Raw genomic sequence first — 26996 nt, 5'->3', positions numbered from 1 at the left:
GAACGAGCAGCATGAAGCCCCACCGCATTCGTCACCAGTTTTTGCTTGAACCCGAGTTGAGCCAGAAGCTGGAGAACCTCAGCCGCAATCCATCGACCACCAAATCGGCCATTGTGGCGCACGCGGTCGAGACCTTTATCGAGCGGCGTGGGGAGAATGAACTCGACCAGCGCTACGGCAAGAGGCTCGACCGTCTTTCCCGCGACCTCGGACATGTCAGGCGCGATGTCGAGATGATCCTGGAGAGCCTGGCGCTCTTCATCCGCTTTTCGATCACGCTTCATGCTCACACGCCGGTGCCGGACAGGGCCACGCAAGCGATTGCCCAGGAGCGCTTCGACAAATTCGTCGAACAGGTCGGCCGCCAAATCGCTTCCGGGAAACGGTCACTTGGCACCGACGATCGCAGGGGAGGGGAAGGATGAGTTCTCATCCGGAAGCCGACCATCGCCGCCGCGTCATGCTGCGCACCGCCATGGGTCCGGCGATCACCGAAGCCCTTGCCGATCCGACCGTCATTGAGGTGATGGTCAATCCCGACGGTGCGCTGCGGCTCGACCGGTTGGGTGAAGGCCGGGTCGACACCGGCGTGCACATGCATCCTTCTGAGGCCGAACGCATCATCCGCCTGGTCGCCTCCCACGTGCGCGCCGAGGCGCATGCTGACAATCCGATTGTCAGCGCCGAATTGCCATCGGGCGAGCGCTTCGAGGGTCTGCTGCCGCCTGTCGTGCTGGGGCCATGCTTCGCCATCCGAAAGCCTGCGGCGAAACTCTACACGTTGGCCGACTATGTCGCCGACCGGGTCATGCTGCCGCTGCAGGCCGATGCGCTGAAGAAGGCGGTCCGCGAGCGGCGCAACATCCTGGTCGCCGGCGGCACGTCGTCGGGCAAGACAACACTTGCCAATGCGCTGCTGGCACAAGCCGCCGATTGCGACGAGCGGGTGATCCTGATCGAGGACACGCGCGAACTGCAATGCGCGGCGAAGGATTGCGTTGCCTTGAGGACGAGGCGGGGGTCGGTCACGCTCGCCGATCTCGTGCGCTCGACCCTGCGGCTCAGACCCGACCGCATCATCGTGGGCGAAGTCAGGGGCGCGGAAGCCCTGGACATGCTGAAGGCATGGAACACCGGGCATCCCGGCGGCATCGCGACGGTTCACGCCAATTCGGCGCGCTCCGCTCTCTACCGTATCGAGCAGCTCGCCCAGGAAGCCGTCGTCACCGTTCCCCGCCGCCTCATCGCTGATGCGGTAGATCTGATCGTCTTCATCGCTGGGCGCGGATCCTCGCGCCGCATTGACGCGATCGCTGAGGTCACCGGTCTCGACAGCAGCGGTGATTACGCCGTCACCCCGCTCACGCTTCCGCAACTCCAGCAGTTTTGAAAGGTCACCTCATGCTCAAGAAGCTTCGCTTCCTTTCGTCCACCGCGCTCGCGTTTCTTCTCACCCTCCCGGCCCACGCAGCGGGCTCCGGCATGCCTTGGGAACAGCCGCTGCAGCAGATCCTTGAGTCGGTGCAGGGACCGGTCGCCAAGATCGTCGCGGTGATCATCATCATCACCACCGGCCTGACCCTTGCTTTCGGTGACACGGCAGGCGGTTTTCGCCGGCTGATCCAGATTGTCTTCGGCCTGTCGATCGCCTTCGCGGCATCGAGCTTCTTTCTCTCCTTCTTCTCCTTCGGCGGCGGGGCACTCGTCTGATGGCCACCGGAGAGCAGCATATCGAGGGTTTCGAAGTCGCCGTTCACAGGGCATTGACTGAGCCGATCATGCTGGGCGGCGCGCCGCGAGCGGTGGCGATCCTCAACGGCACGGTGGCCGCGGCAATAGGCCTTGGCCTGCAGCAGTGGATCGCCGGACTGGCGCTCTGGATCGCCGGCCACACGCTCGCGGTCTTTGCCGCTCGCCGCGATCCGGACTTCGCCAGCGTGCTTGTCCGTCATCTTCGCCTGACGGGGTGGCTTGCATGCTAAACCTTTCGGAGTATCGCGGCAAAGCCGATCGGCTTGCCGATCATCTGCCCTGGGCCGCTTTGGTCGCGCCCGGCATCGTGCTCAATAAAGACGGTAGCTTCCAGCGAACCTTCCGGTTCCGTGGCCCCGACCTTGAAAGCGCGACCGAAGCCGAATTGGTCGGCATCTGCGCACGAGCCAACAATGCGCTACGAAGGTTGGGCTCCGGATGGGGGTTGTTTTTCGAGGCCGAGCGCGTTGAAGCGCTGGGCTATCCGAGCTCGGCTTTTCCCGATGCTGCCTCATGGCTGGTCGATGAGGAACGGCGCGCGGCCTTCGAGGGCAAGGTCGCGCACTTCGAGAGTCGCTATCATCTGACCTTGGTCTTCATGCCGGCGCCAGATGGCCAGGCGCGGGCGGAAAGCGCACTGGTCGACTCGCATCACTCGGGAGGGGCTAGAGACTGGCGCCAGGAGCTGGCGTGGTTTCGCGACGAGACCGACCGCGTCCTGGATTTGCTGTCCGGCTTCATGCCGGAAGTGCGCGCCCTCGATGATGCCGAGACGCTAACCTATCTGCACGGCACAATCTCAACCTACCGCCATCCGGTCGCCATGCCGGAAACGCCAATGTATCTCGACGGTGTTCTGGTTGACGCGCCGCTTACCGGCGGCCTGGAGCCGATGCTGGGTGAGCAGCATCTGTGCACCCTCACCATCCTTGGTTTCCCGAACGTCACCCGGCCAGGGATCCTCGACGCGCTCAACCATCAGGATTTCGCCTACCGCTGGATGACGCGCTTCATCCCGCTCGACAAGACGGAAGCCACAAAGACACTGACCCGGTTGCGCCGTCAGTGGTTTGCCAAGCGCAAATCGGTCGCAGCCATCCTGCGCGAGGTCGTGACCAACGAACCCGTCCCTCTCGTCGATAGTGACGCCGACAACAAGGCGCTCGATGCGGATGCCGCCCTTCAGGCATTGGGCGGCGATCACGTCGGCTTCGGCTATCTCACCACAACGGTGACGGTATGGGACCAGGACCGACAGGCCGCCGCGGAAAAGCTCCGAGCGATTGAGCGCATAGTCAATGGGCTCGGCTTCACCACGATCCGTGAAAGCATCAATGCGGTCGAGGCGTGGCTCGGCTCGTTGCCCGGTCATGTCTACGCTAACGTTCGCCAGCCGCTCGTTCACACGCTGAATCTTGCCCATGTCATGCCGCTGTCGTCGGCGTGGGCCGGTCCGGTGGATAACGAGCATCTCGCCAACGTGACTGGGACCGAATCCCCGCCGCTTCTCTTCGCAGAGACCAATGGGTCGACACCGTTTCGGCTTTCCACCCACGTTGGCGATGTCGGCCACATGCTGGTCGTTGGGCCGACCGGTGCCGGCAAGTCGGTTCTGCTTGCGCTAGTCGCTCTGCAGTTTCGACGCTATGCCGGGGCGCAGGTCTATGTCTTCGACAAGGGCAATTCGGCTCGTGCGGCAACACTGGCCATGGGCGGAGAACACCACGCGCTGGGCGCGGATGGTGCGCTTGCCTTCCAGCCACTGAGCAATATCGGCGACCAGGCTACTCGCAGCTGGGCGGCGGAATGGATCGCCGGCCTCGTTGCCCATGAGAATGTCACCGTTACGCCGGACGTAAAGGAGGCGATCTGGTCGGCACTCATCAGCCTTGCCACTGCGCCGGTGCAGGAACGCACGCTGACGGGCCTGTCGGTTCTGCTTCAGTCCAATGGGCTCAAGGCCGCGTTGATGCCCTACACGCTCGACGGTCCCTTCGGCCGGCTGCTCGATGCCGATGAAGATCGGCTGGCTTTGTCGGATGTGCAGTGTTTCGAGACCGAAGAGCTGATGCACCAGGAAGGCGCCGTGCTGCCGGTGCTCACCTATCTCTTCCATCGCCTCGAGGAGCGGTTCGACGGCCGGCCAACACTGCTCATGCTCGACGAGGCCTGGGTCTATCTCGACAACCCGCTCTTTGCCGCCCGCATCCGCGAATGGCTGAAGGTGCTGCGAAAGAAGAACGTCTCCGTCATTTTCGCCACGCAGTCACTTGCAGACATCGCTGCCTCGTCGATCGCGCCGGCAATCATCGAGAGCTGCCCACAGCGCATTTTTCTTCCCAATGACCGTGCCGTGGAACCGCAGGTGCAGGCAGCCTATGAGCGCTTCGGCCTGAACGAGCGACAAATCGAATTGGTCGCCCGTGCCACACCGAAGCGCCAGTATTATCTGCAGTCGCGCCGCGGCAACCGCCTCTTCGAGCTCGGGCTCGGCCCGATCGCTCTTGCGCTCTGCGGCGCCTCTGATCCGGCCACGCAAGCTTTGATCGACAGCGTCCTGTCAGAGCACGGGCAGGACAGCTTTGCCTCCCGGTTCCTGAGTGCGCGCGGCCTCGATTGGGCTGCCGAGCTTCTCCAGCAATTCCCTCAACCAGACAAGGAGCAATCGTCATGATGCGGCGCCGCCTTCTCACCAGCCTGATCACCGTTTCCCTAATCGCAAAACCGATGGCCGACTACGTCCAGCCGGCCCACGCCCTAATCGTGTTCGATCCGTCGAATTATGCGCAGAACGTGCTGACAGCGGCACGTTCCCTGGAGCAGATAAACAACCAGATCCAGTCGCTTCAGAACCAGGCGACCATGCTGCAGAACATGGCGCGCAACCTTCAGCGCCTGGATTTTTCTTCCGTCGGCCAGCTCACAGGTTCGCTCCAACGGATCGACGGCCTGATGACCCAGGCCAGCGGCCTGAGCTTCGATCTCGACAAGCTTCAGAACCAGTGGCGTTTGCAATATCCGGAAAGCTACGACGCCACAATCAAGGTCAGCGATGTGGCGAGCGCCGCGCGCGAGCGCTGGCAAAACGCCATGCAGGCGTTCCGCCAAACCATGAGCGCGCAGTCGCAGATCGTGGAGAACGTGCGGGCCGACGGCGACCTGCTTACCGATCTCGTCAACCGCAGTCAGGGCGCGGCAGGTGCCCTTGAGGCAAGCCAGGCCACCAATCAGCTGATCGCGCTTTCGACCAAGCAGCAGATCCAGATCCAGACGCTGCTCGCGACCCAGTTCCGGGCTGAAGCCGAAGATGCTGCCCGCAAGGCGCAGTCCGAGGAAGCCGCCCGCGAGACGACGAAGCGTTTCCTGGGCACCGGTACGGCCTATCCCGGCAACTGATCAGCAGTTCTTCAAGACAACGAGGAAGGCGGCGACATGAATGACCTCGGCGTCATTGATCGCTTCATGGAGACTTTTACCCGCTATATTGATAGCGGGTTCGGTCTGCTTTCGGGCGACGTCGCCTTTCTCACCACCATCCTGATCGGCATCGACATCACGCTGGCAGGCCTGGTCTGGGCGTTCGGCGGCGAGCCCAATGTTCTTGGCCGGCTTGTCCGAAAAGTGCTCTATGTCGGCGCCTTCGCCTTCATCCTGAATAATTTTAAGAACCTCGCCGACATCATCTACCATTCCTTTGCCGGGCTCGGCATCAACGCATCGGCCGGCAATCTGTCCGCCGACAGTCTCCTGCGGCCAGGCCGCATTGCCGCGGCCGGCTTCGAGGGCGCCTGGCCGCTGCTCAATCAAGCGAGCCAGCTAGTCGGCTTCCCCGAGATCTTTGGCAACGCGCTGACCATCTTCGTGCTGCTTCTCGCCTGGTTTCTGGTCCTCATCGCCTTCTTCATTCTTTCCATCCAGCTTTTCATCACCATCCTGGAGTTCAAGCTCACCACATTGGCCGGTTTTGTTCTGGTGCCCTTCGCGCTCTGGAACCGCTCGGCGTTTCTGGCCGAGCGCGTGCTCGGCAATGTGATCTCGTCGGGCATTAAGGTCATGGTGCTTGCTGTCATCGTCGGCATCGGCTCCACGCTCTTCGGCGAGTTCGCTTCCGCGCTGCAAGGCAAGGAGCCGGACTTGGCCGCAGCCATGTCACAGGTACTGGGCGCGTTGGCGCTGCTTGGGCTCGGCATTTTCGGACCGGGAATTGCCTCGGGTCTTGTTTCCGGCGCGCCGCAGCTTGGCGCGGGAGCCGCACTCGGAACCACCGCGGCAGCCGCCGGATCAACGCTCGTTGCCGGAGGTGCGGCGCTTGCCGGCGCGCGCATGGCAACCGGCGGCGGTCTCGCCGCCGTTCGAGCCGGCACGGCCATGGGATCGGCTGCTTCCACAGCTTGGCAGATGAGGCGTGCAACATCGCCCGAGTCCGGCCTCTCCGGCGTAGCTGCTGGACTGCAGGGCGTTGCCGGCGCAACTGGCGGCGCCGCGATTCGGGGAATGCGATCTGCAACAGAACCATTCCGGCGCAGCGCCGATGCCGGCCGCGATGCCGCCTGGACCGCGACGGGCGGCACGCCGACCGCATCAATGACCGGAAACCCTGCCGCGTCAGGTGCCAATGCCGCGCCGGCGTGGGCGAGGCGCTTGCGTTCCGAACAGACCGCGCGCGCCCATCGCCATGCCGCCACGCAGGCCGTCCGTGATGGCGATCGGGGTGGAAGCGGCGCCAACCCCTCTCTCAATGACAAGGAAGACTAGATGCTCTTCAAGCGACCTGTTCAACGCTACGGGAAGACGCCCCACCCCGTCACACCATACCAGAAGGCCGCCCAACTTTGGGACGAGCGCATCGGCACAGCGCGCGTGCAGGCAAGGAACTGGCGCCTGATGGCCTTCGGCTGCCTCGCTCTGGCCACCGGGCTCTCTGGTGGACTCTTGTGGCAGTCGATGCAGGGCCGCGTCGTGCCCTATGTCGTCGAGGTAGATCGTTTCGGCGAGGCGCGCGCCGTCGCTCCAGCAATCCGGGACTACGAGCCCACCGATGCCCAGATCGCCTGGCATCTCGGCCGCTTCATCCAGAATGTCCGCTCTGTTTCCACCGATGCGGTGCTGGTGCGGCAGAATTGGCTCTCGGCCTACGACTTCGCCACCGACCGTGGAGCCCTCTTTCTCAACGAGTACGCTAAGGCCAACGACCCGTTCGGCAAGATCGGCACGCGCAGCGTCTCGGTGCAGGTGACGAGCGTGGTTCGAGCGTCCGACAGCTCCTATCAAGTCAAATGGACCGAGCAGGTCTTTGAGCGCGGCAGCCTCGCCAGCACAACGCGTTGGACCGGGATCCTCACCATTGTGATCCGGCCGCCGAACAATGCCGATCAGCTGCGCAAAAACCCGCTCGGCGTCTTCATCAACGCCATCGACTGGTCGCGCGAGCTCGACAGTGCCGCGCAAACTTCCGTTCCCCCAAAGGAGCCCGCCAATGATAAATAGACTCTCGTCGCTCCGCACTGCGCTGATCCTGTCTGCGTCGGCTGCGGTCATTTCCGCCTGTGCCTCGAAGCCGGTGCCGCCACCTCAGATTTCCTATGATGCTGCCAAGTTCCAACCGGCGGCAATCGAGAAGGCGCCGGAGAAGCCCGTCAAGGTCGTGGAAGTGCCGAAACCGCTGCCGCTGCCCGGCCAGTTGCAGCCCGAGCCGGGCAAGGCTGCTGAAGACAAGCGCTCGCCTGAAGAACGTGTCGCCGATGCCAACAAGGCGGCGACGCAGCAACCCACCAAATATGGCTATGTGAATGCGGTGCAGGTTTACCCCTTTGCCGAAGGCGCGCTCTACCAGCTCTATGCCGCACCGGAGCGCGTCAGCGATATCGCTCTGCAGTCAGGCGAGAAACTCCAATCCGTGTCGGCCGGCGATACAGTGCGCTGGGTAATTGGCGACACCGTCAGTGGCTCCGCCGATGACCAGCGCACCCATGTGCTGGTGAAGCCCTTCGCACCAGGACTTGCCACCAATCTGGTGATCACCACGGACCGGCGAAGCTATCACCTGCAGCTTCAAAGCACGGATAAGACCGCCATGGCGGCGATCTCCTGGACCTACAGCGAGGACCAGATCATCGCGCTACGCCGGCGCAATGCGCAGGCCGAGGCTGCTATGCCAGTGGCGTCGAATGTGGCTCTCGAAAATATTCGCTTCCGCTATTCGATTACGGGCGACATGCCGCCCTGGAGGCCGACGCGCGCCTTCGATGATGGCAGCAAGGTCTATATCGAGTTTCCGCGCCGCATCGATCAGGGCGAGGCTCCGCCGCTCTTCATCGTCGGTGCTGACGGGGATAACCAGCTCGTCAACTACCGCATACGGGGCAACTATTACATCGTCGATCGCCTCTTCGCCGCAGCCGAACTGCGCCTCGGCGCCAAGCAGCAGCAGGTGGTGCGCATCACGAGGACCGACGGCAGGCAAGCGCCGAGGCGGATATTGCTCTTTTCGCGTTCCAGCAGGTGAGGGACGGCCCATGACGGATACTTCCCGCTCCGATGCTCCACCGAAACTCGATCCAGAACAGCTGCAGCTGCGGGCCTCGCCTCGCCGCGCTGTGCGCTTCAAGCGCGGCATTATTGTCGCCATTGCTGCTGTTGGTTCCGGCAGCGTTCTAGGCGTCACCATGATGGCGCTGCAGGGACCGGCGCTGCGCATCAAAGAGCAGGCTGAAGAGCTTTACAACACTGAGCGGAAGCCAACCGCGGAGGCAATTGAAAGGCTGCCTAAGGACTATTCCGGGATCAAGCCCAAGCCTCCGGCGCTTGGACCACCGCTGCCCGGCGACCTCGGCCGCCCCATCCTTGAGCACCAACGCCAGCTGGGCATCGCGCCGGGCCAGGAGGTTTCGGCGGAGGAGCAGCGCCTTGCACAGCAGGCGATCGAGGCGCGCGAATCGCAAGTCTTCTTCCGGATCGAAAATCGACCCCGGCTAACGGATGCCGCCGGCAACGGGCAGGGCGGGCGTCCACCCTTTGAGGGGGCGTCTCCGCAGCCAGATACCGAAGGCGCGCGAGCTTCCGTGGCACCGGCAGAGGGTGACCAGAACAACCAACAGCGCAAGCTCGATTTTGTCAGCCAGCGGAATACAAGGGGAATCTACAATCTGCATGCACTGCAGACGCCGGCTTCGCCGTATCAGCTGATGGCCGGCAGCGTCATCGCAGCGAGCCTGATCACTGGCATCAATTCCGACTTGCCCGGCCTCGTCGTCGCACAGGTCACCGAGAATGTGCACGACACAGTCACCGGCAGCACCTTGCTCATTCCGCAAGGCTCTCGCCTGATTGGCACCTATGACAGCGTTGTTGCCTTTGGACAAAGGCGCGCGCTGCTGGTCTGGCAACGGATACTGCTGCCCGACGGCTCTTCGATCGAAATCGACAATCTGCCGGCGACGGACACCGCCGGCTATGCCGGGCTTGAGGACAAGGTGGATTTCCACACCTGGCAGCTGATGAAAGGCGTTGCGCTGGCCACGTTGCTAGGGGTCGGCACCGAGCTGAGCCTCGGGGAAGACGAAAGCGACCTGGTCAAAGCAATCCGAGAATCCGCTCAGCAGAACGTCGGTCGAGCTGGCCAGCGCATCACCGAGAAGAACCTCAATATCCAACCCACCATCACTGTCCGGCCCGGTTGGCCACTGCGCGTCATCGTGCACAAGGATCTTGTGCTGCGGCCGTACCCGGATTGACTGGAGTCATCATGACCAATCTGAAACTCGGCAAACTTCCGGATCGGACACCTTCGAAGATCACCATAAGCGTAAGTGCAGACATGAACCAAGCACTGAAGGACTATGCGGCGCTTTATCGTCAGACCTATGGCGAGTCCGAATCGGTAGCGGAACTGATCCCGTTCATGCTGGCGGAGTTCCTGGAGAGCGATCGAGCGTTTGCCAAGGCCAGAAAGGAAGGGCTCCCTGTCGTCGACAAGTCAGAGAAATCGCGGCGGCAGCCAATTTCAGGGTCCGAATAAGTGACAGCGACCAGTGAGTCCGAGGGGGCACCTTTTTAGGCGGGCAAATGCATTGAAGCAATTTGCCGGCGACAAGCCGAAACATAGGGCACAATAGACGAGCTGATCTGCCCCGAACCAATGCCGGCTCTGCGCCCAATATCGGCTGTTCGAAGTGATGGTCGCCTTGCCCAAAAGCAGCCATTCATTCACTGATAGCGCGCTTCAGACTGGGTTCGCCCGAACTGCTGCCTTGAGAGGATGCCGGCAAAGCTCCTAGGCGACGTCGCGAATCCGACCAATTCTACCGACGAGTTTCCAAGCGAAGCGACAGGAGCTTTGGCGATGATCAGAAGCGTTAGCTCTCTTGCGCCGCTCACCGGGTCGGGCGCGTGTCCGCTTCTGCCATTTTGGCGTCCTGCAAGCAGAAATTTCGCACACGTCCCATGATCGAATGAAGGCGGACGCCATGCTCGGATCGGGTGTGGCGGTCCGTTAGCGAACATTTCTTCTGCTCCCTCCAGGACCTATTCGACCGCCAACGGCGCCGGTGGAATGATCGGTCGAAGATCTTCGTCGCTCACAGATATGACGCGCGCCTGTCGTCGCCTATATGCCGGTGAGCATCCTGGCGATCCTCACGGCATATCGATCGGTCATCCCCGACGTGAAGTCGGCAAGGGCGTGTAGCGCTTGCTCGGCATTGGCAATGTTCCGCAAGTCTAGATCGAGGGCCCTGACGAGTTGCCGATTATGGTCGGAGAGCTTCTCCTGATCCCACCTGGCGTTGGCAAGATTCTCAAATAGGGGAAGCACACCTGACATGACATTGCCAATAACGCGCCGACCGGACACCTCCAACTCGGTCTTTCTCCGGGCGGTGAATACCTGGTCACGAGAAAGGGCCTTCATTTTAGCGAAGACGGAAACCATGGATCCGGTATCGGCTAGGGAATTAGAGAACGTGCCGCCCATGATGGCGTCGTAGTTGGCTTTGAAGGCTTGGACGCAGCTCTCAACTGCGACATTAATGCTCAAAGCCCGCAGCAATGCGATGTGCTCGGCCTGGTTAAGGCCGCTCACGTCGCGATTAGGGTTGTTGGCAGCCTCGTGTAGCAGGTCCCTGACCGTGTCGAATGGGAGCTCCCCGGTCGTGAAAGCGTCCTCAAGATCGACGATGTTATAGCAGATATCATCTGCGGCTTCGACGATGAAGACCAAGGGATGTCGCCGCCACCAGTTCCCGGCTCGGGCCCCTTCCTCGGGGAGTCCCAGCGAAGCCGCTGCGTCCTTGAACAGCTCGAGTTCGGAACGGAAGATGCCGAACTTCTTGAGACCGACATATGGCGCAACTCCTCTGGCGACGACACTCTCGCGAGCGGCAGAAGTGACCGGGTACTTGGTGAACGCCCCAAGTGTCGCCTTGGATAGTCGCATGCCGCCGTCGTTGCGGTACATCTCGAGCCGGGCAACAATTCGAAACCCCTGCGCATTCCCTTCAAACTTCATGAACTCGGTGCGGTGCTGCTTCTCTATCTCTGCCATCACCCCTTTGGCATCGTTGAACTTCTCCGCGAACCAGTCACCCATCGCCGCTTCTCCGGAGTGACCGAAGGGAGGGTTGCCAATGTCGTGGGCGACGCACGCTGCCTGAACGATGTTCGCTAGGCTGTTGGACTCGCCGCTGGCGATCCGGTGCGTCTCCTCAAGCCAACTACCGATTCGCATAGCTAACGATCGTCCGACGCTGCTGACCTCGACGGAATGGATCAGACGGTGATGCACGTGATCATGCTCGTAAAGAGGCTGCACTTGGGTCTTGTTGGCCAGCCGACGAAATGGCGCAGAGAAAACGATGCGGTCATGATCCTGAACGAAGATCGAACGGTTCAGCTTGGGCTCGTAGTGCTTGTCGCCAAGTCGTTCGCTGCACAGCAGTTTTTCCCATTCCATTTTGTTGGCCCCAAATTCCAAATGCGCTTAAATCAGTAGCTTGTGCTGAGAGGGTCGCCAAGCGAATGTCTGGATCCGGCGGTTGGTGGACGATCGTCCAGACGCGGATCTGAAGTCCGCTTCTGATGCAACAGAGCTGAAGCCGGCAGACCGCTCCCGGCCCCCGATCAGTCCTCGAACGACCGACCGTCGACCGCCTTGATGAACCGCAGAAGTGCAGCAACGCTATCGAAGATGAAGCGCGCTTCATCGGGTTGGATCAGGTCGGGATTGTCGTGTGCCAATGATTTGTTGTTCCGAATCGTGTTGAACGACTCGAGAACGCTGATTGAGCTTTTGATTATGCGCTCCGACATCTCGGTCAGGTTGCGCTGCGCAGTAAGCAGTTTAACGTATCGACCAGCTCTGGCGTGCAGCGCATCGTTCTCCCCGCACTCGCCACCACCATGCTTGCGCACGAGTGAAGCGAACCGCTTCATGCAGTAGGTATGCAGACGGTCAAGCGCCGCTTGGGGCTTTTTCGCATCGAGATCACGACGGATCGCCGCAATGAGCTCGTCCAATGTTTGACTAGGTTCGAACGCCTCAAATGCTGATGCGTCGATGTGATCGCTTGCGCCTTCAAATATCGCGACAACGGCAAAGTAGCTGTCTCTGATGCCGACCCCCGGCCACGACAAGGACTCGCGATACTCCCATAGCTCGCGCAGCGCCTTCGCAACTACGCCCGCCGGCGCCCTTTCGATGAACGAACGGAGCCGCTTCGCCTTGGACGTTCCCCTGCCGTCGAAGAGGTTCGAGACAGAGGTGTCGATGCCCAACTCTTCGAAGAAGAAGTCTGCAAAGGTTCGGTCGTTAAAATCAAGGACGTAACCAGTATCCAGAGCGAGCGACTTCTCGAACGGATCGCGTAGGCGTCTAGGGATCAGCTGCTCGTAGGTGCGTGACATCATGGACGATGCTTAGGCGGGGTTGGGACTGGTCGCAAGGTCGCACGGTCTGTTCTGAAGTCTTTCCCGGCATCTGCTTCGTCGCGAGCCGCGGAAGAAGCAATCATCTACCTCGGGTCTAACTTACGACGTCCGTCGCGTCGGGCTTAAACGTCTGCTATCGGCTGCTCTGACGCTGAGAGCCGCCAGCCCGTCTTCGATCCCACAGGAGCCATCTTCTCCCGGCCGCGACGTATCAACGACGGCGTCATGGGTACGATCGCAGCATTTCCTCGAACCCGGCCATCCAGTTGGGATTGATCTCCGTCCGGAAAACTTGCGAGCGCGTCGAGCGCAGAAATTCCACGAAGGCTGCATCGCTGCCGTCGCGCAGCACGCTGGCTCGGCTAAAATAGTGTTTGGGCCGCGTCTCAGTCGCCACGAGTTCGGCCATATCCTGAAGGGCATGGGCAAAGCCCATCAAAACTGGGTCGGCTTCAGCCTCAGCGCCGCCCCAGGCGAAATGCTCGTCCGCCCGGTAGTAGGCTTCGTCGAACCCCCGATGCGCTTCGGCGACTATCAGCCCACCTGCCAGCAGCGGCCCCAGCTTTTTGATACGCTCCGCTGCCGGCACGTGCTGGCCGAGTGCGCCGAATAGGCCGACTTCGATTCCGCCACGGGCCGCGACCGCTGATCGCAATCCATATTGCTCGAGCCGCCCTTCGCGCCCGAGCGTCTCGTAATGCTTGAGCACCGCGGGATCGAAGCTTTTCCAGAAGGCGCGAATCGGCTTCGGAACCAGAGTCTCGCCGTCGCGAATGCCGCGCACTAGTCGCACTAGCATCAGCTGACGGGCAAATAGGTTGGTGCCTTCATAGGCGATCGCTGCACGTTTCATGCCGCGCGGCAGACGCGGGAGCAGCCGGCGCAGCATCATCAGCATTTCGGTGTATTCGAGTGCCATGAAAAGAATTCGGAACAACGTATCCGCCGGGATGTTGGCTTCGATCGCAGCATCGCTTGCTGCGAGCAGGCCGAGCCCGTCAGCCTGGATCTCACTAATCAGCCGCGATATCATCGCGTGCATCCGCCGCCCCATCTTGCTGCCGAGTGTGGCGACGCCATTGGGCCGGCCATTGTCGTCGAACTTCTGGAGTGTCTCGGGCAGGAGGAAGCGTTCGCGCTTGGGACCATCCCCGCTGTTGTCGAAGCGGAGTTCTTGATATCGGTTCGCAATCCAGGCGAACATCTCGAAGGATGGCGCATCCTCGACCTGTTGCAGAATATGCGCGACCTCGTGGCCGGCGATGAAGCTGAGGAGCAATTGAGCTTCCAAGATAGCGACGAGCTGCTCATCGAAATATTTGGGCCGGGGGACGACATTGCCCGCCCCCTGATCTGCGCTGTAAGCGGCGAGACGCGCATTGGCGCGCTCGGTCATCGCGGCGGCAAGCGCAAGATCGCCGTCGTCATAGAGCGCCTCGGCCGCCCGGATAAGGAATTCTACATGTGAGATGATAGGTCGTTCGCCCCAGAAGCCACGCAAAAGCAGTAGCTCGAGCGCATTGGCCTGCTCGATGTCGACGAAGGCGACATGCACACCCTCATAGCTCATCACGACACTCGACCATTGCATAGTGCTGATTGGCACCAAGGCGAAATGGTGGAGCGTCCAGGAATAGTGGTTCGCAAGGAAACCGCGCAGGCGATGGAGCGCAGCGCGATGGGAGGCGGTAACGCGTCCTGCCGGCGTGCGGCCGAGGCGCTGCTTGATTATCTGCCAAGCCGGACGAGGGATCATGGTTCAGTGCTTGTCGCGCGCGTCGAGCAGCGCGAGGATCTCCTTTACCTGCGACGGCTTGAGATTCTTGAAGCGGACCTTCTCGCCATCTTTTTCATATTCGAATTCGCCACGCGATGTGATCAGATAGGTAAGCGAGGCAGTCACTAGCGGCACCAGAATCGGCTTCAGCTCCACGACCCACTGGACAAGGTTCGCACCGTCGAAGTTGCCGACCTCGATTGGATCACCCAGATCATTTTGGAGATCGAGCGCGTCAGCGAGCCTGAGCTCCTTCCAGAGTTGCCGAAACTCGCCGGCATGGTCGGTGGGAATGCTGATCGAAATGGTCGCCATGGTCGTCCTCCCTATTGTAATCGCAGTGGTGGATCAGCGTCGCGAGACAGTCAATCGGTCGCGTGCCTTTGGTCGAGCTGGAAGTCGCCTGAAAGTTGCGTCGAATGACGACAATGGACCGGGACCAGTCGGCAGCATCCGACTTAGGTGAAGGGCAGCTAACCGGTCAGCGCCGCTTGGAACCTTCCGGGCAGGAAACGGCAAATTTTGACATTCAGTCAGACGGTGTCCGCAATGCGCCGACGACAATTCTTTCTCTGAGATGCCTCAGTAGGCCCCACTTTGCGTTCTGTTAGAGCTTGGTCGAAGAACATTCCTGCCGCTAACCCCAAGGTTATCGTGGAATTTTGCTACCCACTTCTTTGACAAGTGGCCTGGCTTCAATCGCTCCTTGAGGATAGGTGCTTTGCTTCAACTTTAGTTGGCGACGCTCTTAACGCCAGATGCGACCGCTGCGTTATCAGCGGATTGGGTTATGCTGTTGAAAAGGACACACGCACTTTCTTTTTTCCGGAAATTGAAGCCTAAGCAGGATTTGTCGTTTGCGCACTGCAATATGCAGTCGGGATATCGGAGCGGAGAGGTCCAATAGGCATTGCCAGAAATTTCCGTTTTGATGGCGAACACCAAATTTGAGTAGCGCAAATTGCCCTCGACGACCTTCCTGGCAGCCATGATGGACTCTTCGCTTTTGACCAAGAGCGATGCGTCCCCTTTCATAAAGCAAGCTTGGAATTTCGTGTTGTAGGTAACCGCCAAACATTTGAAGTCTCTGTCGCAGGCACTTTGACACTGTTCGGAGCTCACGTTTCTCATTGGCATATCGGGCAGGTCGTTTCCGATCGCGTCCCACCCTGCCACGACCACAAATCCGCTATCTGGATCGACACTAGGTGCAGGAGTTTGTATGGGTAACGCACTAGCTTGTTCTCGAGACTGGTCACGAATGACGTCTGATGACGCAAATGTGCGACCATCCAGCCACGCACACTTTGTTGCCAGATCAACAGCCGACGAATCATTGAGACCGATCAGCTGGAGCGTTTGAACGGCAGCGCCGGGTCCGATGGGAGGCGAGCTCGGGGCAGATCGAGTCGCCAACGAAACGTTCACTTCGACGCCGTTTACACTTCGGCGAGAATAGCACCAAGCCCGGTCCCAGGTTTCGTCGTTCTCATCCTTGAAGTGGTGGCCCGAGATAAGCTCCCAGGTGCTGCCTTGGAATTCTACATTCTTGGTGGCGAACTTGTTGAAGTCGACCGTCACCACGTCAGGCTTGGCAGGCACATCAGCCCGTGGCGTTTCTTCCGGCGCAGGCTTTGGAGTTGGAATCGGAATAGGTGCGGGATCATCGTTGGGGACTGTGCGCGCGCTCGGCTGCTCCACCCTCGGCAACATCACTGGCTCGGGGACGTTCTTATCCCAGAGACCAAGCTTGATGCCCAGCCCAATCCCGACTGCCGCCACTGCAATGGCCCCGCCTGTCGCCATTCGGCGAATGGCGGTCGCTCGAGCTGTTTTCTCTTGAGCCGCGGCTTGAGCTTGCAGGGTCGGAATTGCCGACCTCTTGACGGCGAGATCGACGGCTTGTTCAAGCAGCGTGGTGTTATGCCTGACGAGCACTTTTGCGGTCCTTCATTGATACAGTCACGAGATCAGCGACCTCAGGCGGCAAATCTTGGTCCAGGGCTTTTCGAAGAACTTCGGGGTCGTCGGTGAAGAGCGGAACGTAGAGGATCTCTTTGACGATTTTTTCGACAGGCACCTCTACCCTCTTCTCAACCTCTTTCTCTACCGTAACTTCGACCGGTACCTCGACCGTTCGAACCCGCCGCCAGCGCCAACTCAAAAGCATTCTGCGAAGCAGTGTGGAAAACTTGCTCTTCGAATTATCCTCTTCTCGGGCGGCAATTCGCTGGAGAGCGAGTGCCACCATTGCCGTGATTGGTCCCGCGAGTGCGGCGATGAGCGCGAGGGACCCAAACCAAATTACAGAGATTTTTCCCGCTTGCGCTTCGGTGACTAACTCCGGTTTGCTCCCGTACCATCGTGAGGCAATACGCCGGACCTGATCGGTTCGCGCCATGGGGATCCGCTCCTTCTCCAAACCGCTGAGTTCCTTGGCAATCAGGTCTTGTCTGACCTGGTTTTGGGCCGAGATGTTTGCCTTGTTGGCCTCAGCGGCCTGCGCTTCTGCGAGCCGTTTGCCAGCGTCATCCAATCGGCGCTGCCAAGCCCCGGCATCACTGTCGCGCGTCTGTTCCAACGTCGAGCGTCTATCCATAAGTTTTTGCCTCTGGTCGGCAGTCATAGGAGGGCTGCTTGCCCGCAAACGATCGAAACCTGCACGCAGGGCGGCGACCTCTTGGTCGAGCGGCTCTATCTGAGTGTCGAACTTGGCTATAATTTTAGTGCGTGGATTAGCAAGTTTCGCCACTTCTGATTCTAGCCGGCGTGCCGAGTCGCTATCGCCGGAATCGCGCGCCATCTTGATACGTTCAACAAAGCTGTCGCGTTGACGCTCGAACTGATCAACGGCTTCCTTTGCTTCGCCGTCGCGCTGCTGAATCAACGCCAATCGAACCGCGCTTTTTTCCTCCACTTGGTCGCGAACGCGCGACGCTTCTGGAGTAAGGGCGGTCGTTCCCTCCAATTCAGCATTGACCTCGGCAATCTGCGACTGAAAGGTCGCCCGGGATTTTTCCGCAAGAGACGCAAGCTGCTCAATTTCGGAACGCGCTTGTTCGACCTGATCGGATTTTCGGCCAAGTTCGTCGGCAGAGGCGAGCTTTGTCGCTTCCTGTTCAAGGGCATCAATCTTGTTTACGAGCTCCTCATAACGCAGCTGACGCAATGCGCCTGCCCTCTCCATCCCCATAAAGACAGTTTCGAAAGTGATGCCTGCAAGAATCAGGAGGAAGACCAAGATTATGGGCTTCCAGAGCCAAGACGCGCTGAAAAGCAGTGTAGCTATCGGTATCTTGGTGAGCTCCGCGATTGCCACCATGAGAAAGGGTGCACTGGCGAGCGTCAAGTCCATTGCAGTGACAGACTCGCTTGCAGAAAACGCTTGTACGCCTAATGCTACACCTGTCGTAAGACCAATCGCTGCGGCCGCAATCTCTAGGGCCCAGGCACCACGGTAGGTCCACTGGCCATAGCTTGCCAGCTTTTGACTCATCACAGTCTGCATTTTACTCGCCCCCCCGACAGGGCAACATCACGCCTTGATCGCCTGCCAGCATACACTTAACGGTTTTGAAAGTCTTAGTTAAGGCGTCTTCTCTCTATTGTCCCAATAACTTTTTCTGCCCTTCAGATATAGAATATAGAATACCTCGTCAAAAAATGGGGTTAGCAGACCGCGTCGCCCATGCATGGTCTTCGTTGGATCGGTGTAAGCGGAAAGCCGAACAGGCCGTAGCGCTTACTCCGTTACATTTCAGCTAGCAGAGTGTTTCGCATGGGATCCCATCCTTGTCGCGATCGAGTTTTCCGCCCCATGAGCAGTTTTGCAGGTACCAGTTGGCTTCGTCGCAGGAACCGATCTGCTTGCACGTTCTCCGCGGCTCGCAAGAATAGCCGCTCTGCGCGACCAGCTTACGGCTGATGATGCCCAGCGGGCGAGTCGATGGCGCCGCGCCGTCGGCGTGCGCAGCGCGCCATTCCCAGGGTGCCTGAAACGTCCCGGCCCACAGGCCGATCTTTGAGGCTTGGGCTTGCGCCTGCTGCCCCGCATAGGCGCCCTGGCTGTAGTGAGGCCAATCCAGCGCCTGGCCGTGCTCGACCATCCAGGCGGCCACGCCCGCGCCGTCGGCGCGCCGACAATCGCCGACAAAGCGGTGGTAGCGGTCCCACGTTACGAATGTGCATTCGAGCGGCCTCGACGCGGCCAGGAATGTGTACAGCGCTTCGGCCGATCGCCGGCCGCAAGGATACTCGGCGCCATTCGCATCGCGGCACAGCTGCCAGCTCTCTGGCGCGTCGATGCCGTTGAAACGGACGCGCTGGCCGTGGATTTCGATCGTATCGCCTTCAATGACGGAAGCGACACCGGTAAGCGAGGCCGGCGCCGCCCTTCGTGGGCTGGCCTTTGATGCATCGTCGCTACGTTGCGCGCCCGACGGCGCCAGGAAGGCGGCCACCGCCGCCGCTGCCGTAAGACCGAGCATTGCCGGCACGCTCGCAAGTTGGCGCCGCCACAGCTTGGCACCGGTGGGTCTCTGCCACCGATTGGATCGATATTTGCGGTATGGCCTGCTCATCCGCTACGCCGACCAGCCCGGCCATGCGCTGTCGACCATGGGCAGGCCGGCGCAATAGTAATCGTCAAGGAACCGCCCGGTGGACCGGTCGCGGCAGCGCCAGATAACGCTGTAGTTCTGGCCATAGAATTGGTCCCACGCGACGCCATAGGTTTGTGGTGGCGGTGGCCGGTAATATGTTCCGCCTCCATAGCCGTTGTTGGCAGCGACACCCACAGCTGCGCCGCCGACAGCCGCGATCGCTATGCCTGTCGCGACAGCATTGTCGGTTTGCACAAGCCTGGTGCACTTCTCTGCTGTTGCGCCCCTGCGCACTAGAAGGGCCGCTACCCTGCTACGATACTGTTCGTCCGTGCTGCTGGCGAGAACGTGACATAGCGCAACGGTATTCATTCCCGTGAGATCGCTGTCCGACACGACAGCGCTCGTAGAGCAGCCGCTGACGCACAGGGCTGCACTTGCGATGAGTGCTCCAATTTTCATGTGAATCCCCCAAACAAATATTGGGGCGAGTCCGACCTAGAAGTCCAGAGTTTTGTTTTTCACTTTGCTACGATTCACAGCATGCTGCGGCTAGCTGGCATCCACTGCAACCAACCCTTCCGCCGGTCGTTGACTGATGCTGGGTTGATCTCAGCCACTCCAGAACTTGCCCGCTGGCTCAAAACCGGCGGGCTTTTTTTCCGCGACGCCGGAAGGCTCTATCTCGCCGCATGTTGTGGTACATCGGCACGCCGTCATCGGGCCGTGCCGTTGACCAAGGTGGTCCCTCCGCCATGGTCGGCCGGCGCAGCCTTGACCGTCCGCGCGGGCCATCCCAATCAAGCCCGCTGGCTTCGGTCGGCGGCTTTTTATTTGATCCCCGGCGCCGTCGGCTTGGATCTAGATCCTCGCCAGTGCCGGATTTGAAGGTAAGCTGCGGCGGTATGATCGCACTTCGCGCGGGACGGACCATTGGTGTGCAGCAAGAGCGCCGAGTTCATTCGGCCAAGATTCTGCACTAGGCCGAGGTAGGTGAAGGCAGATAGCTATCCGGTAATCGCTGAGATATGGAGATAATGTTCCCCCATGGAGGTGTGTACCAGTATTATAAGTTTCCAAACTTCATGTACGAGCGCCGTGGACGAGCTGCTGTGTGCGCTTGCCGTAAATCGCTTCCGCGAGTTCACAGTCGGAGGTTGGCTAGGACCCTAACGCGAGAGCTTCAACGGCCCCCTTCGCGATGAACTCCTCAACGAGACGCGGTTCACGTCCCTGGCCCAGGCCCGCGCGAGGCTCAATGTATGGCGCGCCGATTACAACGGCGCGCGTCCGCACTCGCACATCGGATGGCAGACACCCAACGAATGTGCATCGACCTTCAACCCGCGACGGTCGCTCGCGCTGCGCAACGTGAAACGCTCCGCGCCAGCACCCGTCGCGTCCACTGGCCATCAGGGCAAATCCACCCGCGGAAACGAACTCAAGACTGGATAAAATTTGGGGGAAACGTCAGGGCGGCCATAACTTTGCAGTCTTCAGACGCGAGGCGGCCTACAACAGCGCTGCCCACCATGCTTGTGGCCCGCGACCCACACGGCTTTTCCCTTCAGATCGTACATTATGCTTCCTTCATGATTACCGATGTCTGCATGACCTTGAGGTCTTCCCGCACCATTTCCGCGGCGAGCTCGCGCACGGATGTCTCATGCACCCAGCCGAGCTTCTCCTTCGCCTTGGTGGCATCGCCCAGGAGAAGATCGACTTCCGTGGGGCGGAAGTAGCGTGGGTCTACCTGGACTAGGCATCTGCCGGTCTCGACATCATAGCCCTTTTCGTCGACTCCCTCACCACGCCATTCGAGCTCGACGCCGACATCTTTGAAAACCCATTCGACGAATTGGCGGACAGGGGTCGTCTTGCCCGTCGCCAGCACGTAATCATCCGGTTGATCCTGCTGCATCATCATCCACATACCACGCACGTACTCACGCGCATGGCCCCAATCGCGTTGAGCATCGAGATTGCCGAGATAAAGCTTGTCCTGCTTGCCGAGGTAGATAGCAGCGGCGGCGCGGGTGATCTTGCGCGTCACAAAAGTTTCGCCGCGCAGTGGGCTTTCATGATTGAAGAGAATGCCGTTGGAAGCATGGATACCATAGGCCTCGCGATAGTTGACCACGATCCAGTAGGCGTAGAGCTTGGCGGCGGCGTAAGGGCTGCGCGGATAAAAGGGCGTTGTTTCGTTCTGCGGTACGGATTGCACGAGGCCGTAGAGCTCTGAAGTCGAGGCCTGATAGAAGCGGGTCTTGTCCTTCAGACCGAGAAGGCGGATCGCCTCAAGAAGTCGCAATGTTCCGATACCGTCGGCGTTTGCTGTGTATTCCGGCGTTTCGAACGACACCTGGACATGGCTCTGAGCGGCCAAGTTGTAAATCTCGTCTGGCTGGGATTCCTGAACTACTCGGATGAGATTAGTCGCATCAGTGAGGTCACCGTAATGCAAAATTAGGCGCGGATCGGGATCGTGCGGGTCTTGGTAGATGTCTTCGATGCGACCCGTGTTGAAGGAAGAGGAACGTCGCTTAATCCCATGAACGACGTAGCCTTTTTCCAGCAGAAGACGCGTGAGATAGGCACCATCCTGTCCCGTTATGCCCGTAACCAGAGCAACTTTCCTGTTCTCGCCCATTTTCTTCCTGCTCTATGGTAGTTGAAGTTTCGAATCTGGCTCGCCACACCGGCGGCCCGCCTCATACCCTATGGTAGGATTTCGACAGATGCGGCGCGGAGCTCGTCATTGACAGTGTCAGCCAGCGAGCACACCTGCTCCTGCTTCGAGGCATAGCAAAACAGAGTCTCGCCGCTAACCTGCCTAAGTCGCACATGCGGCCTGAGTGCCGAACTCAGCTCACGGGGTGAGCGACATAGATTTCAATCACGTCGCACCCGATTTGCTCATCAATCAGCGAGTTAGGACGCCCTTCTGGGATTCTACATCCGTTCTCAAGCACGCACAGTCGGTTGCCCAGCCGCTCCGCTTCTTCCACGAAGTGGGTGGCCAGTGGAATCGTATTGCCCTGCGCCAACAGGGCACGTAGCAGTTCCCAGATAAAATGGCGAGCATGCGGGTCCAACCCACACTAGAACTCCACCATCCCTCTTTTGCGCTGACCAAGTAATCTTTGCCTGCTTCAGCGTCTTCTAATGGAAATTGGTTTGATCAGTGAAATCGATTGTTTGGATGAGGTGCATCCATAAAATGGATTGTTTGACAGGGCAGCGCGGCACCATCGGCGGCACAAAGTCGTGGGCGCGAGGTTTCGCTCCGCGCGAAGACAAAGTTCGTGGCAGTCGGGGGCTTTGGGCGAACCGCACATCTGAGACGGCGGCGAAAAGCCGGGTAGGGCATTACGTATTGACCTCCAAGGAATTTCGGGCGCGCTAGCCCGAAAACGGTGGCTGGGCTTCAACGATGGGCGGGACGAGGCGACCATCAAACTGTGATTCATACTGTAGGCGATCGCAGTGCGGCGAATTTGAACGGCCGCCTTTGCCAGCCCTCGCCATCGCATCCGGCTACAGGTGCCGAAGATCTTCTCGATCCGAGTACAAATTCTGTGGATCGGTTGGTTCCAGGCGTCGAGCTTTCGGCCTCGTCGCGCCCCCACATAGCGGTTGCGACGATGCGCGGCCTTCCACCCTTGGCGCGCACCGCGTCGCCTACCGAGGCAATCATCTCGGCGCTGTCGGCAAACACTTCGCCGGGATTGTCGGGCAGAGCATCAGGAACGGCGTTGCCGTCCTCGATGTGGGCGCCGTGACGGCGATCTCCTCGACAAGGGCCGTATCGGCGTAGGCACCGAAATGGGCTTTGAAGCAACGAAACGCTGGTCGGCGCTTGTACTTGACCCAATGGCCCTCTTCATCATCTTCGCTGGCCGAGGCGATGATCGCCGCATCGACAGGCGTGCCGATCTTCACCTGGATCGCTGAACTGGCGGGTGATCTCGGCGAACAACAGGGTCATGAACCTCAAGGGCCTGTCGAAAACGGACGAGAGCGGGTTCGCACAGGTGTCCGCTCTGACACCGAGAACCCGCAGAACCGTCGGAACGATCCTCCACATGGCTGCAGACGCCAAAATTCCTCTCCCGGCCATCGTCGCACAGCATCGCGTGCCAGTCGCTCAGTCCAGCCGGCTCGAAAGCTATCCGGCAGGAGTTGCGCCATGTTGGCGCACTTGAAAGCGTCAGAGGGCGCCGTGTCGCATCTTTCGATGGGACCGGACGCCATGATGGCCATAAATGACGTGGATGGCCTGCGCCTGACATTCGACGGCTGGCGGGTCCTGCACATCCGTCCTTCAGGAAACGCCCGCAAATGACATGTTACGTCGAGGCAGTTAAGAATTGGACTTGAAAAAGGGACTTTGTGGACTGCCTCGACCGGCTGTTTCGCTTAGCAAAGCGCGGCCCCACGTCAGCAGAGGCTCATGGTCAAGGAACGCCTTAGTATCCATCACATGGATGGGCCACATTCACGCAATCAATTTTACACATGTCGCCGGGCGCATTAGAGAACGCTGAATTTAAACCGGAAGCGAGTGTACCCGGCGTCAAGATTTGCGAGCGTCACAGAGATAAGGATAGGCAGTGCTGAGGAGCTCTTCTGCCCCACGCGCAGCCTCTACCAAATCGCCCGGCGTAACGGTCGACTAGTATCGATTAAGAGATCCCAAGTCAGATGCAACCTCGTCTCTGAAACGAGATTTCCGAAAATGCAGGTCAGTGGATTGGTAAAGCGCAGGTTCGTCGTCTCTCAGAGGCGTACGGGGTTCGGTGATTGTCTGTGGTCGCTGGCGGCCGCTTGGCGCTACGCTCAGCGGTCGGGACGAACGCTAGCCGTCGACTGGCGCGGGTCCTGCTATCTCGACCAACCCTTCACAAATGCCTTTCCGGTGTTCTTCCAACCGATCAATGACATCGCTGGCGTACCGGCTATTTGCGACGACCGGATCAACGACTTTTCCTTCCCGGGTCCATTCTTCCCGGAGTGGTGGAATAGGCCAGCGATCGACTGCCTTTACCGCCCAGATGAGCAGATTTTCCAAGAGCGCGACGAGTTGGGCGAGCTCTTTCAGGCCGAACACGATGTCGAAGCGAACACAATAGTGTGTGACGCTTGCTTGATGTGGCGCTGCGATGAGGATGCCGAGCGGCAGGTCTTCCAGAGTGTCAAGCCTCGGTCTGAAATTCAAACACGCATAGATGCCATTTACCAAGAATGTTTTGAGGGGCACAGCATCATCGGGGTTCATGTTCGACATGGTAACGGTGAAGACATCATGGACCATGCGCCCTACTGGGCCGATCCGGAGTTCGCCGTTCGACAAGTGTGCGCTGCGGTTGATAAGGCTAAAGCGTTGCCGCACCCCAAGCCTGTGCGGCTGTTCTTGTGCACGGACAGCGCGCAAATCCTGGATCATCTGTCGGCCAAGTTTCCCGATCTTCTCACCGTCCCCAAGCATTTCCGATCCGATCAAGACGGCCCCTTACACACTGCAGCACTTGGGATGGACGGCGCAATTTCCGCCCTCGTTGAGATGTATCTTCTCGGGCGCTGCGATACTGTAGTTCGGTTTCCTCCGACGAGCGCCTTTACACGATATGCACGCCTTTTCGTACCGCGGGTAATTGAGTTCGATCTGAAGGACCCAAGTCGTTTGATTTTGATAGAAGGCAGCCAAAGAATCTCTCATCTTGATTAAGACCGCTACCTGGGCAATTCGGCAAATGGAACGAACAGGCATAGAGACATCGACCGCAATCCACGAGAGGCGGGCCATGGCATACGCTAAATGTCCCGCAGCTGCTCAGCTTGATCCGCAGGCTTGAGGATCCGGACACACTGCAGCAGTTCTTGGCTCCATTCGGGACTGTTGCCGACGTCGATGAAACCAACGGCCTTAGGGCACGAATACAGAATGACGAGATCATTCATCTGCGGCCGTCCGGCAACGCGCCAGAACTTCGCTGTTACTCGGAGCGCCGCAAGACCATCCTAGAGCGACGGCGGTCGTGACGCTGACGCTAAGGGCGCGGGCAATGACGTCCAGAGACGAAATCGAGGTTGTTTAATGAAAGTGGTTCCCGTCATCATCAGCGGTGGAGCCGGATCGCGGCTATGGCCCGCTTCGAGGCAATCGCACCCCAAACCTTTCCTTAAAGTAGCAGATGGACATTCTCTCATTCAGCACACTGTGCTGCGCGTCGGTTCGATAAAGGGCGTAGTGGAACTCGTCGCCGTGACATCTGGGGAACACCTCTTCCTTACCAAGGACGAGTTCGACGAACTAGATTCCGTGGTCCTGCCACGCACCTTTCTGCTCGAGCCTGAAGGCCGGGATACGGCCGCAGCCGTTGCGGCAGCCGCCATCCATGCCAAGGCAACGCAAGGCCCTGACGCGATTCTATGCGTCTTCCCAGCCGATCACATGGTTGGCAACCTGCCTGCATTTTTAGACGTCATGTGCCGGGCCATCGAACATGCGAAGCTCGGGCGGATCGCCACATTGGGCATCACCCCAACCAGACCGGACACGGCATTCGGCTATATCGAAGCGGATGGTGAGAAAGTCGTCCGTTTCGTTGAAAAACCGGATCTGGACACAGCCAAAGCCTATGTCGCGTCCAAGCGCTTCTTCTGGAACGCCGGCATTTTCTGCTTTAGCGCACAAACCATGCTCGACGAGATGGCATCGCATTGCCCCGCGGTGATCCAGGCCGCCTCCGACAGCTACGAGAACGGGCGCTTCAGTCAAGGCGAAGGCTTTGCCAAAATCGAACTCGCGCCTGAGCATTTCGGCTCCGCCCCGCGAATCTCGCTCGACCACGCTGTCATGGAGAAGACGAACAAACTTGCCGTGGTTGCCTGCGACATGGATTGGAACGACATCGGATCCTGGAACGCAATGGCCGATTTGATCGCCCCCGACGAAAGCGGGAACAGGATACGCGGCGATGTGCATATGGTCGACACGACCGGCAGCTATGTGAGCTCCGACAAGCGCGTCATCGGCACGGTCGGTGTCAGCGATCTGGTGATCGTCGATTCCCCGGACGCTTTGCTTGTCGCATCCCGCGACCGCGTTCAGGACGTCAAGAAGCTGTTCGAGGGCCTCAAGGCTTCAGGACATGAAGCTCACCTGGTCCATAGCACGGTACACCGGCCGTGGGGTACCTACACGGTTCTTGAGGAAGGCGAGCGCTTCAAGATCAAACGCATCGAGGTGAAGCCCGGTCGGCGGCTGAGCCTGCAGATGCACTATCATCGTTCGGAGCACTGGGTCGTGGTCAGCGGCTCCGCGAAAATCGTCAATGGCGAGCAGGAGTTGTTCCTGGCGACAAACCAATCAGCCTACATCCCCTGCGGCCACAAGCATCGGCTGGAGAACCCAGGCAGAATTGACCTGGTGATCATTGAAGTGCAGAGCGGCGATTATCTCGGCGAGGATGATATCGTTCGCTTCGACGACGTATATGGTCGAACGTAGATTTCACCCGCATGACGAGAACGGTCAACGTGTCGCTGACTAATTACCACTAGGAAGGCCGTCTGCCCACTCAGGACCGGATGCTTGTGGAATCGGGAATTGACCAAGGCAGCGGCGAATGACCGCAATCGGCATCAGGGTGGGACAAATCAACCGGAAAAGACCGGAGAGCATAGTAACGCAACACAGTCCCACTGTCGAATAGCCTTTGATATTTCTGACTTTCCAAGCACCCTCAGGGCCCACCAAAATTATATCAATGGCTTATGGCCGACTTCGCTCTGAAGTGGGCCAAATCGACCTCGCTATCCCCGCAGCACTCAGTTCGATTGTTTTCGCATGAAAACGAGCAAGGACCGGGGGAGGGCGATCTTGTGCTGGCTTCTATGTCCAATCTTGCTCCTGTTCGTCGTCAGGTTGTGTGCAGCCA

25 protein-coding genes and 2 pseudogenes are annotated in these 26996 nt (G+C 59.5%); 16 read left to right on the top strand and 11 right to left on the bottom strand.

From position 1 onward, the window contains the following. Positions 1-11 precede the first annotated feature (11 nt). Genes NKH83_RS10325 through NKH83_RS10275 form a run of 11 tightly spaced genes read left to right on the top strand, consistent with a single transcriptional unit; the run spans position 12 to position 9769 of the window. Positions 12-425: a CopG family transcriptional regulator gene (locus NKH83_RS10325; RefSeq protein WP_352547797.1), complete on the top strand. Its 414-nt coding sequence runs from the start codon at positions 12-14 to the stop codon at positions 423-425. After that, a complete protein-coding gene (gene trbB / locus NKH83_RS10320) occupies positions 422-1390 on the top strand; it encodes a P-type conjugative transfer ATPase TrbB (protein ID WP_352467841.1) in 969 nt (322 codons plus the stop codon). The genes NKH83_RS10325 and trbB overlap by 4 nt, the downstream gene beginning before the upstream one ends. Positions 1391-1401: 11 nt before the next feature. Further along, positions 1402-1710 (top strand): TrbC/VirB2 family type IV secretion system protein, encoded by a 309-nt coding sequence (locus NKH83_RS10315; RefSeq protein WP_352547795.1) that lies wholly within the window; start codon positions 1402-1404, stop codon positions 1708-1710. Beyond that, entirely contained in the window at positions 1710-1982 is a 273-nt protein-coding gene (locus NKH83_RS10310; RefSeq protein WP_352803788.1) for a VirB3 family type IV secretion system protein, read from the top strand. Before NKH83_RS10315 ends, NKH83_RS10310 begins: the two co-directional genes overlap by 1 nt. Further along, positions 1976-4426, top strand: a complete 2451-nt coding sequence (gene trbE, locus NKH83_RS10305) for a conjugal transfer protein TrbE (RefSeq protein ID WP_352803785.1) — start codon at positions 1976-1978, stop codon at positions 4424-4426. Before NKH83_RS10310 ends, trbE begins: the two co-directional genes overlap by 7 nt. Further along, the gene (gene trbJ, locus NKH83_RS10300; protein WP_352594742.1) at positions 4423-5148 is read left to right on the top strand and encodes a P-type conjugative transfer protein TrbJ; all 726 of its coding nucleotides are present in this window, start codon (positions 4423-4425) and stop codon (positions 5146-5148) included. Before trbE ends, trbJ begins: the two co-directional genes overlap by 4 nt. Before the next feature lie 36 nt (positions 5149-5184). Continuing rightward, positions 5185-6507: a P-type conjugative transfer protein TrbL gene (gene trbL, locus NKH83_RS10295; protein ID WP_352803781.1), complete on the top strand. Its 1323-nt coding sequence runs from the start codon at positions 5185-5187 to the stop codon at positions 6505-6507. Next, positions 6508-7239, top strand: a complete 732-nt coding sequence (trbF, locus tag NKH83_RS10290; protein WP_352589295.1) for a conjugal transfer protein TrbF — start codon at positions 6508-6510, stop codon at positions 7237-7239. Next, positions 7229-8257 (top strand): P-type conjugative transfer protein TrbG, encoded by a 1029-nt coding sequence (trbG, locus tag NKH83_RS10285; RefSeq protein WP_352803779.1) that lies wholly within the window; start codon positions 7229-7231, stop codon positions 8255-8257. Before trbF ends, trbG begins: the two co-directional genes overlap by 11 nt. Positions 8258-8267: 10 nt before the next feature. Further along, positions 8268-9485 carry a TraB/TrbI/VirB10 family type IV secretion system protein gene (locus tag NKH83_RS10280; RefSeq protein WP_352803776.1) on the top strand — a complete coding sequence of 406 codons (1218 nt, stop codon included), beginning with the start codon at positions 8268-8270 and terminating at the stop codon, positions 9483-9485. Positions 9486-9496: 11 nt separating this feature from the next. Then, positions 9497-9769 carry a DUF2274 domain-containing protein gene (locus NKH83_RS10275; RefSeq protein WP_352483803.1) on the top strand — a complete coding sequence of 91 codons (273 nt, stop codon included), beginning with the start codon at positions 9497-9499 and terminating at the stop codon, positions 9767-9769. Between the two features lie 588 nt (positions 9770-10357). On the opposite strand, the gene dgt is transcribed toward NKH83_RS10275, so the two are convergent. From dgt to NKH83_RS10235, 8 genes are all read right to left on the bottom strand, one after another. Beyond that, entirely contained in the window at positions 10358-11701 is a 1344-nt protein-coding gene (dgt, locus tag NKH83_RS10270) for a dGTP triphosphohydrolase (RefSeq protein ID WP_352803772.1), read from the bottom strand. 167 nt (positions 11702-11868) lie between these two features. Beyond that, positions 11869-12654 carry an abortive infection family protein gene (locus tag NKH83_RS10265; protein WP_352547780.1) on the bottom strand — a complete coding sequence of 262 codons (786 nt, stop codon included), beginning with the start codon at positions 12652-12654 and terminating at the stop codon, positions 11869-11871. Between the two features lie 244 nt (positions 12655-12898). After that, the gene (locus NKH83_RS10260; protein WP_352803768.1) at positions 12899-14071 is read right to left on the bottom strand and encodes a hypothetical protein; all 1173 of its coding nucleotides are present in this window, start codon (positions 14069-14071) and stop codon (positions 12899-12901) included. A gap of 363 nt (positions 14072-14434) precedes the next feature. Continuing rightward, positions 14435-14767: a hypothetical protein gene (locus NKH83_RS10255; protein WP_352530888.1), complete on the bottom strand. Its 333-nt coding sequence runs from the start codon at positions 14765-14767 to the stop codon at positions 14435-14437. Between the two features lie 417 nt (positions 14768-15184). Next, a complete protein-coding gene (locus NKH83_RS10250; RefSeq protein WP_352803764.1) occupies positions 15185-16390 on the bottom strand; it encodes a PAN domain-containing protein in 1206 nt (401 codons plus the stop codon). Beyond that, positions 16374-17960 (bottom strand): hypothetical protein, encoded by a 1587-nt coding sequence (locus tag NKH83_RS10245; RefSeq protein ID WP_352803761.1) that lies wholly within the window; start codon positions 17958-17960, stop codon positions 16374-16376. Before NKH83_RS10245 ends, NKH83_RS10250 begins: the two co-directional genes overlap by 17 nt. 253 nt (positions 17961-18213) lie before the next feature. Beyond that, positions 18214-18912: a thermonuclease family protein gene (locus NKH83_RS10240; protein ID WP_352803758.1), complete on the bottom strand. Its 699-nt coding sequence runs from the start codon at positions 18910-18912 to the stop codon at positions 18214-18216. 123 nt (positions 18913-19035) lie between these two features. Next, entirely contained in the window at positions 19036-19308 is a 273-nt protein-coding gene (locus tag NKH83_RS10235) for a hypothetical protein (RefSeq protein ID WP_023680062.1), read from the bottom strand. 921 nt (positions 19309-20229) lie between these two features. On the opposite strand from NKH83_RS10235, the pseudogene NKH83_RS10230 reads away from it, so the two are divergent. Further along, positions 20230-20508 (top strand): annotated as a pseudogene (locus tag NKH83_RS10230) (integrase core domain-containing protein); the annotation flags it as partial. Positions 20509-20632: 124 nt separating this feature from the next. Here the strand turns inward: NKH83_RS10230 and gmd are convergent. The 3 genes and pseudogenes from gmd to NKH83_RS10215 all read right to left on the bottom strand — a co-directional run bounded on the left by gmd (position 20633) and on the right by NKH83_RS10215 (position 22995). Further along, entirely contained in the window at positions 20633-21703 is a 1071-nt protein-coding gene (gene gmd, locus NKH83_RS10225) for a GDP-mannose 4,6-dehydratase (protein ID WP_352479096.1), read from the bottom strand. 131 nt (positions 21704-21834) lie between these two features. After that, a pseudogene (locus tag NKH83_RS10220) lies at positions 21835-22151 on the bottom strand (nodulation factor ABC transporter ATP-binding protein NodI); the annotation flags it as partial. A gap of 595 nt (positions 22152-22746) precedes the next feature. After that, positions 22747-22995: a hypothetical protein gene (locus NKH83_RS10215; protein WP_352803754.1), complete on the bottom strand. Its 249-nt coding sequence runs from the start codon at positions 22993-22995 to the stop codon at positions 22747-22749. A 247-nt stretch (positions 22996-23242) separates the two neighbouring features. On the opposite strand from NKH83_RS10215, the gene NKH83_RS10210 reads away from it, so the two are divergent. The 4 genes from NKH83_RS10210 to NKH83_RS10195 all read left to right on the top strand — a co-directional run bounded on the left by NKH83_RS10210 (position 23243) and on the right by NKH83_RS10195 (position 26566). After that, positions 23243-23398 (top strand): hypothetical protein, encoded by a 156-nt coding sequence (locus NKH83_RS10210; RefSeq protein WP_352483792.1) that lies wholly within the window; start codon positions 23243-23245, stop codon positions 23396-23398. A 393-nt stretch (positions 23399-23791) separates the two neighbouring features. Then, positions 23792-24781 (top strand): nodulation protein NodZ, encoded by a 990-nt coding sequence (locus NKH83_RS10205; RefSeq protein ID WP_352803750.1) that lies wholly within the window; start codon positions 23792-23794, stop codon positions 24779-24781. Positions 24782-24891: 110 nt separating this feature from the next. Continuing rightward, a complete protein-coding gene (locus NKH83_RS10200) occupies positions 24892-25095 on the top strand; it encodes a hypothetical protein (RefSeq protein ID WP_348633214.1) in 204 nt (67 codons plus the stop codon). Positions 25096-25150: 55 nt separating this feature from the next. Continuing rightward, positions 25151-26566 (top strand): mannose-1-phosphate guanylyltransferase/mannose-6-phosphate isomerase, encoded by a 1416-nt coding sequence (locus tag NKH83_RS10195; protein WP_352479100.1) that lies wholly within the window; start codon positions 25151-25153, stop codon positions 26564-26566. Positions 26567-26996 lie beyond the last annotated feature (430 nt).

The sequence above is a fragment of the Mesorhizobium sp. M0909 genome, from assembly GCF_040319515.1.
GTDB lineage: Bacteria > Pseudomonadota > Alphaproteobacteria > Rhizobiales > Rhizobiaceae > Mesorhizobium.
Note: the sequence above shows the minus strand (reverse complement) of the source record. Positions and strands in the feature narration are given on the sequence as shown.